General features: G+C 74.5%; 6 protein-coding genes. 4 read left to right on the top strand and 2 right to left on the bottom strand.

The genetic code is table 11. From position 1 onward, the window contains the following. Positions 1–143: 143 nt before the first annotated feature. Positions 144–1,262 carry a phosphoserine transaminase gene (gene serC / locus ACFVVU_RS15605; protein ID WP_387790270.1) on the bottom strand — a complete coding sequence of 373 codons (1,119 nt, stop codon included), beginning with the start codon at positions 1,260–1,262 and terminating at the stop codon, positions 144–146. 146 nt (positions 1,263–1,408) lie between these two features. Continuing rightward, positions 1,409–2,509 carry a citrate synthase 2 gene (locus tag ACFVVU_RS15600; RefSeq protein WP_380684637.1) on the bottom strand — a complete coding sequence of 367 codons (1,101 nt, stop codon included), beginning with the start codon at positions 2,507–2,509 and terminating at the stop codon, positions 1,409–1,411. A gap of 415 nt (positions 2,510–2,924) precedes the next feature. Between ACFVVU_RS15600 and pdxH the strand changes: the two genes are divergently transcribed. The 4 genes from pdxH to ACFVVU_RS15580 all read left to right on the top strand — a co-directional run bounded on the left by pdxH (position 2,925) and on the right by ACFVVU_RS15580 (position 12,020). Continuing rightward, positions 2,925–3,557 carry a pyridoxamine 5'-phosphate oxidase gene (gene pdxH, locus ACFVVU_RS15595; protein ID WP_355375740.1) on the top strand — a complete coding sequence of 211 codons (633 nt, stop codon included), beginning with the start codon at positions 2,925–2,927 and terminating at the stop codon, positions 3,555–3,557. 240 nt (positions 3,558–3,797) lie between these two features. Next, positions 3,798–5,300, top strand: a complete 1,503-nt coding sequence (locus ACFVVU_RS15590; RefSeq protein ID WP_387790268.1) for a TIR-like protein FxsC — start codon at positions 3,798–3,800, stop codon at positions 5,298–5,300. Then, positions 5,297–9,433, top strand: a complete 4,137-nt coding sequence (gene fxsT / locus ACFVVU_RS15585) for an FxSxx-COOH system tetratricopeptide repeat protein (protein WP_387790266.1) — start codon at positions 5,297–5,299, stop codon at positions 9,431–9,433. The genes ACFVVU_RS15590 and fxsT overlap by 4 nt, the downstream gene beginning before the upstream one ends. Positions 9,434–9,719: 286 nt before the next feature. Then, positions 9,720–12,020 carry an FxsB family cyclophane-forming radical SAM/SPASM peptide maturase gene (locus tag ACFVVU_RS15580; RefSeq protein WP_387790265.1) on the top strand — a complete coding sequence of 767 codons (2,301 nt, stop codon included), beginning with the start codon at positions 9,720–9,722 and terminating at the stop codon, positions 12,018–12,020. Positions 12,021–12,335 lie beyond the last annotated feature (315 nt).

Genomic DNA, 12,335 nt, shown 5'->3' with positions numbered 1-12,335 from the left:
TATTGTTCTGCGCCCCCGCGGTGTTGGTCGGGTTTGTTGTCTTCTTGGTGGACCGCTGCGTGCTACCCGTTTTCCGAGGCTGCGGCTCCGCGCCCCCCGCCGGGGCGGGGGCCCCCCTTCTCCCGTCTGTCCGTGCGGAGCGGTCAGAGCCGCTCGACCACGTAGTCGATGCAGACCGTGAGCGCCTCGACGTCCGCCGGGTCGATCGCCGGGAACATCGCGACGCGCAGCTGGTTGCGGCCCAGCTTGCGGTACGGCTCGGTGTCGACGATGCCGTTGGCGCGCAGCGCCTTGGCGACGGCGGCGGCGTCCACCGAGTCGTCGAAGTCGATCGTGCCGACGACCTGCGAGCGCTCGGCCGGCTTCGCCACGAACGGGTTGGCGAACGAGGACTTCTCGGCCCAGCCGTACAGCCGCGACGAGGAATCAGCCGTACGGGCGACGGCCCAGTCGAGCCCGCCGTTGCCGTTCAGCCACTCCAGCTGGTCGGCCAGCAGGAACAGGGTGGCGATCGACGGGGTGTTGTACGTCTGGTCCTTCGACGAGTTGTCGATGGCCGTCGGCAGGTCGAAGAACGGCGGGATGTACCGGCCGGAGCCGGCGATCTCGGCGGCGCGCTCCAGCGCGGCGGGGGAGAACGACGCCAGCCACAGGCCGCCCTCGGAGGCGAAGGACTTCTGCGGGGCGAAGTAGTAGACGTCGGTCTCGGAAATGTCCACCGGCAGGCCGCCGGCGCCCGAGGTGGCGTCCACCAGGACCAGCGAGCCCTCGTCGCCGCCGGCCGGGCGGGCGATCGGCATCGCGACGCCGGTGGAGGTCTCGTTGTGGGTGAGCGCGTAGACGTCCACACCGGCCTCGGCGACCGGCAGCGGGTGGGTGCCGGGGGCGGTCTTGATCACGCTCGGCTCGGCCAGCCAGGGCGCGGCCTTGACGGAGGAGGCGAACTTGGAGGAGAACTCGCCGAAGTCGAGGTGCTGGGACTTCTCCCGTACCAGGCCGAAGGCCGCGATGTCCCAGAAGGCGGTGGACCCGCCGTTGCCGAGTACCACCTGGTACCCCTCGGGGAGGGAGAACAGGCTGCTCACGCCCTCGCGCACGCGCTTGACCAGGTTCTTCACCGGGGCCTGGCGGTGCGAGGTGCCGAGCAGGGAGGTCTCGGTCGCGGCGAGGGCACTCAGGGCCTCGGGGCGCACCTTGGACGGGCCGCAGCCGAAACGGCCGTCGGCGGGCTTGATGTCAGCGGGGATCTGGATCTGAGCCACGGGGCGCAGCCTACCCGCCGGGATGGCCGGAATCGACGGCGGTCCGCCCGCTGAGATGGCCTCGACCGGCCTGCGAGCTGCGGAAACAGCGGGTCCGGTTCGAATGCCGGACCCGCTGCGGGGTGAATTCGCGGCCGACCTGCGGGTCAGCGGGCGATGGCCTCGTAGCCCTCGATGTCGCGCGGGCTGCGCGGGCCGGGGCCGATGTAGCGCGCGGCGGGGCGCACGAGCCGGCCCGTGCGCTTCTGCTCCAGGATGTGCGCCGACCAGCCGGCCGTCCGGGCACAGGTGAACATCGAGGTGAACATGTGCGCCGGGACCTCGGCGAAGTCCAGCATGATGGCGGCCCAGAACTCGACGTTGGTGGCGAGCACGCGGTCGGGGCGGCGGTTGTGCAGCTCCTCCAGCGCGGCCTTCTCCAGCGCCTCGGCGACCTCGAAGCGCGGGGCGCCGAGCTCCTTGGCGGTGCGGCGCAGCACGCGGGCGCGGGGGTCCTCGGCGCGGTAGACGCGGTGGCCGAAGCCCATCAGGCGCTCGCCCTTGTCCAGCGCGTTCTTCACCCAGGTGGTGGCGTCGCCGGTGCGCTCGATCTCCTCGATCATGCCGAGCACCCGGGACGGCGCGCCGCCGTGCAGCGGGCCGGACATCGCGCCGACCGCGCCGGAGAGGGCGGCCGCGACGTCGGCGCCGGTGGAGGCGATGACCCGGGCGGTGAACGTCGAGGCGTTCATGCCGTGCTCGGCGGCGGAGGTCCAGTAGGCGTCGATGGCCTTGACGTGCTTGGGGTCGGGCTCGCCGCGCCAGCGGATCATGAACCGCTCGACGACGGTCTCGGCCTTGTCGATCTCGCTCTGCGGGACCATCGGCAGGCCCTGGCCGCGGGCCGACTGGGCGACGTACGAGAGCGCCATGACGGCGGCCCGGGCGAGGTCGTCGCGGGCCTGATCGGCGTCGATGTCCAGCAGCGGCTTGAGGCCCCAGACCGGGGCGAGCATGGCGAGCGCGGACTGCACGTCGACCCGGATGTCGCCGGAGTGGACCGGGATCGGGAACGGCTCGGCGGCCGGCAGGCCGGGGTTGAACTTGCCGTCCACCAGCAGGCCCCAGACGTGGCCGAAGGAGACATTGCCGACCAGGTCGTCGATGTCGACGCCCCGGTACCGCAGAGCGCCGCCTTCACGGTCGGGTTCGGCGATCTCGCTCTCGAACGCGACGACACCTTCGAGCCCGGGTACGAAGTCGGACATGCACGGCTCCTTCAGTTCTGCGATCGGCGGCCGCCGTGGTGGGGAGGCGCGCCTCTGACCGAATGGTGGTTGGCACTCGGTGCCAGGGTGACAGGCACGGGGTGCATTGCGCCATACACCACGGTGGTGATGTTTCCCCCGGGGCCGCTTGACTTTTCGCCCGACGGCCGGTCGTACCCGGCGGATCCGCGGAAGCAAGGGCGCGGTTGCGGACAAATCACCGTACGACGGGCAGTCGATCGGTGGCGAGTCACCTTATCTCCAGCCGGGGTTTGTCCGGAGGTAGCGGTGCCGGTTGCTTGTCGTACGGGATGATGTTGACGTGCAGACCCCGGACCGCGCCCAGTCGACGCCCCTGACCCCCGCCACCCGGATCCTGGCCGACGAGGCCCGCCCCGGACCGGACCTCACCGTGATGCGCAAGCACTACGCGCACGAGGGCCTGGTCGAGGAGCAGCTCGCCGCCGAGCCGATCGGCCAGTTCGGCCGGTGGTTCCACGACGCGGACGACGCGGGGGTGGTGGAGCCCAACGCGATGGTGCTCTCCACCGCCGACGCCGCCGGGCGGCCCAGCGCGCGCACCGTGCTGCTCAAGGCGTTCGACGCCCGGGGCTTCGTCTTCTTCACCAACTACGGCTCCCGCAAGGGCACCGAGCTGGCCGCCAACCCGCACGCGGCGCTGCTCTTCCCGTGGGTCGCGCTGGCCCGTCAGGTGATCGTCCAGGGGCGAGTGGAGAAGGTCGGCCGGGACGAGACCGCGGCCTACTTCCGCACCCGCCCGCACGGCTCCCAGCTCGGCGCCTGGGCCAGCGAGCAGTCCAGCCCGGTCGCCTCGCGGGAGGTGCTGGAGCAGCGCTACGCGGAGCTGGAGCGGCGCTACCCGGAGGGCGAGGGGGTGCCGGTGCCGCCGTTCTGGGGCGGGTACCGGGTGGTGCCGGCGAGCGTGGAGTTCTGGCAGGGGCGGGAGAACCGGCTGCACGACCGGCTGCGGTACGTCGCCGAGCCGTCCGCCCCGACGGGCTGGCGGGTGGAGCGGCTCTGCCCCTGAGGCGGGCGCGGGGCTGCCCTTGAGGCGGGTGCGCCGCTGCCCCCGAGCCGGGCGCGGCGCTGCCCGTCAGGGCGCCCGGCGGACGCCGGGCGCTCCCCGGCCGCACGCCCCTGACCAGGGGCGTCGAGGTCACGGGCCGGAGTTGTGACGACACCGCGACAACTTCCTCCGCCCACCGGCTGACCGGCCGTCACCCCACCAGTATGGTGGGGACGTTCACCGGTCGGTGGGGGGTTGTCGGTGCGGCCGTACTTCTTCTTCAGCTACGCGCGGCGGGACCATCAGGTCGGAGGCGCCTTCGTCGACCAGTTCTTCACCGACCTCCGGGACGAGCTGGCGCGGATCGAGCCCGAGGCCGGACCGGCCGAGCTGGCCTACCGCGACACCGAGCAGCTGAGGGTCGGCGACGACTGGGAGCGGCAGCTCTCCCGGATGGTCGGCGCCAGCCGCACCATGGTCGCGCTCTACTCGCCCGCCTACTTCGCCAGCGACTACTGCGGCAAGGAGTGGACCGCCTTCGACCACCGGACGCGCCGCCACCAGGAACAGACCGGCGAGAGCGTCGCGGCCCTGATCCCCGTGCTGTGGGAGCCGCCGCCCGAGGAACTGCCCGCCGAGGTGCGGCGGATCCAGTACGTGCAGGACGACTTCGGCGCGGAGTACGCCGCCGGCGGGCTGCGCCACCTGCTGCGCACCGACCCGCACGGCACCGCGTACCGCCTGGTGGTGCGGGTGATCGCGGAGCGGGTGCGGGAGGCCGCCGCCTGGCGGGTCACCGAGCACCGGGACCTCGACCTCGGGCGGGTGGAGGGCTGCTTCCCGCTGCCGGAGGTCGGCATGACCGCCGGACGCAGCAGTCAGGTCCGGCTCTTCGTCGCCGCCCGCTGGGCCGGGGACCGGACCGCCGCGGCGAACGGCGACCGCGTCCCGCCGCAGCGCTCCGAGGCCGGGCCGGCCTCGGGGACGGACGGCGCGGGCGGCTTCGACGAGCGGTACCACGGCGGCTGGTACGGGGCGCACCCCCGGGACTGGGCGCCCTACCACCCGCCCCGGCTGCCGTCGCTGGCGGTCCAGGCCCAGCAGGTGATCACCCGGGCCGGGCACAGCACCAGCCTGGAGACGATCGGCCCCGACCTCGCCGACGCGCTCGACCGGGCCCGGGAGAACAACGAGGTCAGCGTGCTGCTGGTGGACCCGTGGGCGGCCGGCCGGGAGCCCTACCGGCAGGCGCTGCGCGACTTCGACCGGCAGAACCACCCCGTCACCGCCGTCCTGCTGCCCGACAGCTCCGAGGACCCGCCGCCGGGTCCGGCGCGCACCCGGCTCTGGGAGGGGGTGCGCGACGTGTTCTCGCGCACCTGGTTGCACCGGTCCGGGCCCGAGCCGCTCTTTCGCATCCACGTCCGGCGGGAACGCTTCGAGCGCGAGCTCCTGTCGACGGTGACCGTGGCCCAGAACCGACTGCTGGACCAGATCGACGACGACCCGGTGACGGCCCGCGCCCAGTTCGGGCTCGGCCCCGACCCGCGGCCGATGCCCGGGCTCACCATCCCGGCCTGGCCGCCGCCCGCCTCGCCGCGCCCGCCCGAGCCACCGGACCCCCCGGCCCAGGCGGGCCCGCGACTGCCGCGCCCGGGGAACACTCCGGGGAACGGGGCCGCCCCCGGGGCACGGGCGGTCCTGCGAGAGGAGACCGTGCCCCCGGCCACCCGGGCGCCCAGTGAAGGAGAAGCGGACCGATGAGCCCCGAGCACGCCGCCCTCGCGGACCACGGGTCCGCCGCGCTGGCACCCCCCGAGACCGGCACCGTCGTCACCTTCTACTCGTTCAAGGGCGGCACCGGCCGCACCATGGCCCTCGCCAACCTGGGCTGGATCCTGGCCAGCCAGGGCCTGCGCGTCCTGGTGGTGGACTGGGACCTGGAGGCCCCGGGCCTGCACCGCTACTACCACCCGCTGCTGGTCGACCCCGAACTCCACGCCACCGACGGCCTGATCGACATGCTCCGGGCCTACGTCGACGAGGCGCTGCCCGGCCCCGACCGCCCCGGCCCCGGCCCGGACCCGCAGGACTGGCTGGCCGCCCCCGGCCGGCTGGAGCAGTACCTGTGCGGTCTGGCGCTCGACCTGCCGGACGGCGGCCGGCTCGACCTGATGCCGGCCGGCCGGCAGAACGCCGCCTACTCGGCCGCCGTCACCAGCTTCAACTGGCGCAGCTTCTACACCCGCGCCGACATCCGCGGCGCCGAGTTCCTCTGCGCGCTGCGCGAGCAGTGGACCAGCAGCTACGACTACGTGCTGATCGACAGCCGCACCGGTGTCAGCGACACCTCGGGCATCTGTACCGTGCTGATGCCCGACACCGTCGTGGACTGCTTCACCCTCGGCGCCCAGAGCATCCGCGGCGGCGTCGACGCGGCCCGCGCCATCGTCGACGCCGACGAGCGCGAGATCCGGGTGCTGCCCGTCCCGATGCGCGTCGAGGACGCCGAACGCGCCGGGCTCGCGGCCGGCCGCGACCTCGCCCACGACGCCTTCGCCCCGTACCTGGGCCGCTGGCTCGGCCCCGAGCACCGCGCCGCGTACTGGAGCGACGTCGAGGTGCCGTACAAGCCGTTCTACGCCTACGAGGAGGTGCCGGCCACCATCGTGGACCGGCCGCAGCAGGGCCGCACCCTGCTCGCCGCCTTCGAACGGCTCGCCGCCTGGCTCACCGACGGCCGGGTCCGCGAACTGCGGCCCGTCCCCGACGCGGCCCGCCGCCGGCTGTACGCGGCCTACCTGCGCAAGGGCCGCACCCGCTCCCGCCAGGTGTACGTCAGCTACGCCCCCAGGGACCGGGTCTGGGCCGAGTGGATCGCCGGGACCCTGCGCGGCTTCGGCTACCTGGCCACCCTGCACAGCGCCGCCGTGCCGCTCGACCCCGGTCCGCCGCAGGCCGCCGCGCTGCCCGAGGCCGCCGGGCCGCTGGACGGCGACGGCCGGCTGCTCGCCGTGCTCACCGGCGACTACGCCGCCCTGCCGCGGGCCCGGGAGATCTGGCGCCGGCTGACCACCCAGGACCCGGTGAGCGATGCCGGCGGCCTGCTGGCGGTGCGGGTCGGCGTGCCGGAGCCGGCGGAGCCGCCCCAGTTCGCCGGCCACCGGGCCCTGGAGCTGGCGACCGGCTCCGCCGAGCAGGCCGAGTCGCAGCTGTTCGAACTGATCGGCCCGCCGCCCGGTGCCGGGCGCTGGATGGACTCCGGCGAGTTCAGCGTCGCCCGCCTGCCGCGCTTTCCCGACAGCCGCCCCGCCATCCGGAAACTGCCGCCGCGACTGTCCACCTTCATCGGCCGGATGCGGCTGCTGGAGGCCGTCCGCGACGGCTTCACCGCCGGCGCCGACGGGGCGCCGGTCCAGGTGCTCTACGGCATCGGCGGGGTCGGCAAGTCGCAGGCCGCGATCGAGTACGCGCACCGCTTCGCGTCCGCCTACGACGTGCTCTGGTGGGTGCCCGCCCAGCAGCCCGCGGTGATCCCGCAGCGGCTCGCCGAACTCGCCCCCGGCCTCGGTCTGGAGACCGACGGCGACGTCACCCGCACCGCGCGCGCGGTGCTCAAGGCGCTCGGCAGCGGCCGGCCGTACCGCCGCTGGCTGCTGCTCTTCGACAACGCCGAGGACCCGGAGCTGCTGGACCCCTGGCTGCCCGCCGCCGGGCCGGACGGCCACGTCCTGGTCACCTCGCGCGACCGGCGCTGGGCCCGCCGGCCCGGGCGCACCGAGGTGGAGGTGTTCGACCGCGCGGAGAGCGTCGAACTCGTCCGGAACTCCAACACCGGCGTCGAACGGGCCGATGCCGAACGGATCGCCGAGCTGCTGGGCGACCTGCCGCTCGCCGTCGGCCAGGCCGCCGCCTGGCTCCAGGAGACGCCGATGCCGGCGGCCACGTACGCCGACCTGCTCGACGAGACGCTCACCGACATCCTCGACCGCTCGGCCCGTTCCGGGGCCGGCAGTGGTTCCGGCGCCGGTTCGGGTGTCGGTTCCGGCGTCCCGGGTGCCGGTTCCGGCAGCGGCCCGGGCAGCGGGCGGGCCGCCGAGGAGGGCCCCAACGCCACGGTCACCGAAGCCACCTGGCGGATCGTGGGATCCGACCTGCGGCTGATCAACCCCCCGGCCGCCCGGCTGCTGGAGATCTGCGGCTTCCTCGGCCCGGAGGCGATCCCGATCGGGCTGCTGTACAGCCCGCCGGTGATCGAGGCGATCGACCTGCCGGCCGGCGTCGGCGACCACCGGCTCGCCGTCGGCGACATCCTGCGCACCGTCAACCAGTTCAACCTGGCCCGCTACGACCAGGCCGCCGGGACGCTGGTGGTGCACCGGATCGTCCAGGCGCTGCTGCGCGAGCAGGTCGCGGCGGCCGACTGGGATCGGGTCCGCGGCGTGGCGCACCGGGCCCTCGCCCTCGCCGACCCCGGCGACCCGGACGCACCGCACCACTGGCCCCGGTACGCCGAACTGCTGCCCCACCTGCGCCCGTCCGGCGCGGAGGAGTCCACCGACCCGGCGGTCCGGCAGTGGATCGTCAACTCGGTCCGCTACCTGTGGCAGCGCAGCCTCCACGAGGCGGGCCGGGAGCTGGCCGAGTGGGTCCTCGCCCGCTGGCGCCAGGTCGGCCCGCTGGACACCGAGCGCGACGTCAGGGTGCAGCTGCTGCGCGTCCAGCTCGGCAACATCCAGCGGACCCTGGGGCTGGCCCGGGAGGCGTACGAGAACGACCGGGACGCCTTCGAGCGGCTGACCTCGCTGCGGGGCCGGGACCACCGGGACGTGTTCCCGGCCGCCACCAGCCTCGGCGCGGACCTCCGGCACCTCGGCCGCTACGCGGCGGCACGGGAGCTGGACGAGGAGACGCTGGCGGGCGCCCGCCGGGTGCTGGGCCACGACGACCGGCGCACGCTGATGGCGGAGAACAACCTGGCCATCTCGATCGCCCTGGCCGGGGACTTCATCGAGGCGGTGGCCATGCACGTGCGGCTGTATCCGCGGAAGCTGGAGGTGTTCGGCAAGCACAGCCCGTACACCCTCGGCGGGTCGGTCACCTACGGTCACGCGCTGTCCGAGGTGGGGCGTCTGAACGAGGCACTGCCCCGGCTGGACAAGGCCGTCCGCCGGAGCCGGGACGTGTTGGGGGAGGACCACGACGACACCCTGCGCGCCAGGCGGTACCGCAGTGCCACCCTGCGCCGGCTGGGCCGGCTCCCGGAGGCCCTGGTCGAGGCCGAGGACGTCCACCAGCGGTTGTGCGGACGCTACGGGGCGGACCACCCGGCGAGCGCGGCCGCCGCCGGGACGCTGTCGGCGGTGCTCGGCGTGCTCGGCGACGGCGAGCAGTCGGTCGAGCTCGCCGAGGACGCGCACCGGTACTACCGGGACCACCTCGCCGCGGGGCACCCGGCGGAGCTCATCGCGGCGGGCAACCTCGCGGTGGCCTTCCGCCGCTCCGGCCGGGTCGAGGAGGCCCGGCCGATCTCCGGCGAGGTCCTCGCCGGCCTGCGCGGGGTGCTCGGCGAGCACCATCCGTGGGTCGCCTTCGCCCGGCTCAACCGGGCGAACGACGTGGCCCGAACGGGTGCGTACGACGAGGCGCTCGCGCTGGCCGACGAGGCCGCCGTCCTGCTGGACGACCGCCTCGGCCCGGACCACCCGGACACGCTGGCGGCCTCGGCGAACCTCGCGCTGGCGCTCGCCGCCGTCGGCGAGCCGGGGCGGGCGGCGGAGCTGGGGGCGCGGACGCTGACCCGGGTCCGGGCGATCCTGCCCGAAGGGCACCCGCTCACCGAGGCCATCCGGGTGGGGGAGTGGCTGGACACCTTGATCGAGATGCCGCCGACGTGACGGCGGGCCGGGCCGGCGGGAGAGGGGAGTCGTCCGTGGAGCGGACCGCGGAGCCGGGTGCGGTGCCCGGGCCGGCTGTGTCCGGGGAGGCTGTGCCCGGGCAAGCGGGGCCGTGCGGCACCGGGGACCGCCCCGCCCTCGCCGACCTGGCCAGACTCGACGCGGGTGAGCTGGCCGGCCGGCTCGAACTGGCCCTGGCCGGTGCGGGGGTCCGACCGGTCTCTCCTTTCGACTCGGCTATTTGAAAAGATGATTAGCGGGCGTCCGGCCCTGGAAACGTGCCGACATGACGCCTCCTCCGCAGCCGCTCACGCAGGTCGTCCTGAAGGTCCACAGCCGGTGCGACCTCGCCTGCGACCACTGCTACGTCTACGAGCACGCCGACACCGGCTGGCGCTCCCGGCCGCGGGTGATCGGGGACGCGGTGCTGGCGGGGGCCGCCGAGCGGATCGGGGAGCACGCCGCCGCGCACGGGCTGACCGTCGTACGGGTCGTCCTGCACGGGGGTGAACCGCTGCTCGCCGGCCCGGCGGTGATCCGGCGGGCGGCGGAGCTGCTGCGGGCCGCGCTGCCCGAGGTCTGCGACCTGGACCTGCGGCTGCACACCAACGGAGTGCGGCTGGACCGGGAGCACTGCGAGCTGTTCGACGAACTCGGCATCCGGGTCGGCCTCTCGCTGGACGGCGACCGGACCGCCAACGACCGTCACCGCCGGTTCGCCGACGGCCGCTCCAGCCACTCGCGGGTGCTGCGGGCCGTCGGGCTGCTGCGCGAGCCCCGGTTCCGGCACCTGTACGCGGGGCTGCTCTGCACCGTCGACGTGGCGAACGACCCGGTGGCCGTCCACCGGGCGCTGGCCGAACTTGAGCCCCCGGCCGTGGACTTCCTGCTTCCGCACGCCACTTGGGAGCGGCCGCCGCGGCGCCCCGCCGGTGCGGGCGCGACGCCGTACGCCGACTGGCTGCTGGCCGTCCACGCGCGCTGGGAGGCGGACGGCCGCCCGTTCGCCGTCCGGACCTTCGACTCGGTGCACCGCACCCTGTCGGGGCTGCCCGGCCTGAGCGAGGCGCTCGGGCTGGAGCCGGTCGACCTGGTGGTGGTGGAGACGGACGGGACGTACGAGCAGGCGGACAGCCTGCGGACGGCGTACGACGGCGCGCCCGCCACCGGGATGGACGTCTTCCGGCACAGCCTCGACGACGTCGCCCGGCATCCGGGGACGGCCGCCCGGCAGTCGGGCCTGGCCGGGCTGAACGCCACCTGCCGGGCCTGCCCGGTGGTGCGCTCCTGCGGCGGGGGGCTGTACGCGCACCGCTACCGGGACGGCTCCTTCGACCACCCCTCGGTGTACTGCGCGGACCTGCGGGCGCTGATCGACGGCCTGGCCGACCGCGCCGGGGGCGTGCGGCGCCCCGCTCCACCGGTGAACGTCGCCGGGCCCGAGCTCACCGATGAGCAGCTCGGCGAGCTGGCTGCCGGATTGGGTGGGCCGGATACCGTCCGCGCGCTGGCCCGCTCCCAACTCGCCCTCACCCGGGCGATGCTGGCCGCCGTGCACGGCTCCTCCGGGTTGGCCCGCTCGGCGGCCTGGGAACTGCTCACCGAGCTCGACGCCGCCGAACCCGCCGCCGTGGACACGGTGCTGGCCCACCCGTACGTCCGAGCCTGGGCCGCGCGACGGCTGGCCGGCGACCCGGGTGCCGGTCTCGGCCCGCTCGCCGAACTGGCCGCCTCGGCCGCGGTGTTGGCGGGTCGCGGGGACGCGGTGGCGGTGCCGGTCCAGGACGGTGTCCTCCACCTTCCGACCCTCGGCCGCTCGGTGCTCGGCGTGGGTGTCCGGGAGGTGCGGGTCACCGGCGGGCGGACGGGCTGGACGGCGCGCGCGGACGACGGCACGCTCACCGGTCCGGGTGATCCGCGCTGGCAGCCGGTCCGCCGGATCGGGCTGACCGGCGGCCGGACGCTCGCCCTGGAGGACGTGGACCCGCAGCGGGCCGTCCACCGCTGGCCGCTGGCGGACCGGCTGGACGACGCCGAGTACGCCCGCTGGACGAGGGACTTGACCGATGCCGCCGACCTGCTGGACCGCGACCTGCCCGAGTACGCGGCCGGCCTCTGGGCGGGCCTGAGCACCGTCACCCCACTGCGGCCGAGGCCGGACAGGCACGACGTCAGCTCGGCGGCCCGGCAGGCCTTCGGCGCGGTCGGCATCGCCCGCCCGCGAACGGCGCCGACGCTGGCGCTGCTGCTGGCCCATGAGTTCCAGCACGTGAAGCTGGGGGCGGTGCTCGACCGCTGGGAGCTGTACGACCGCGCCGACACCCGCTTGTTTGAGCCCTTCAACCTCTCCCCGCGCCCGATCGGCTCCCTCTTCCAGGCGGTCTACGCCCATCTCGCGGTCACCGCCTTCTGGGGCACCCGCGCCCGCACGGACCCGTCCGCGCAGCCCCGCTTCACCCACTGGCGCGCCCTCACCGACGAGGCAGTGGACCTGCTCGCCACCAGCGGCGCGCTGACCCCACTCGGCCACCGCTTCGCCACCGGAGCGAGGCACTCGGTGGACGCCTGGCTCAGGATCACGGCCTGAGCCCCCGGGTTGGTCGACCAGGAACAAGGCCAAGTAGCGCCGGCCGGTCCCGCACCGCGAACCCGGCCTCTACCTGTCCAACGTCAGCACGCTCGACTCGACGCGGGGCATCGTCCAGGATTTCCGGTAGCAAGGCGACGTTCACCGGCTGCGACCTCGGCCGGGCCGTTGTAGAGGCCTGCGCCCTGCGGTCGGCCGAGTTCGGCCGAGGGAAGTACCAGGACCTCGATCTGCGCGGAAACGATCTGAGCACCATCCGGGGCGTCGGAAACCTGGGCAAGGTCATCATCGACCGGACCCAGCAGGCCCAATTCG

The organism is Kitasatospora sp. NPDC057965, assembly GCF_042887135.1.
GTDB lineage: Bacteria > Actinomycetota > Actinomycetes > Streptomycetales > Streptomycetaceae > Kitasatospora.
Note: the sequence above shows the minus strand (reverse complement) of the source record. Positions and strands in the feature narration are given on the sequence as shown.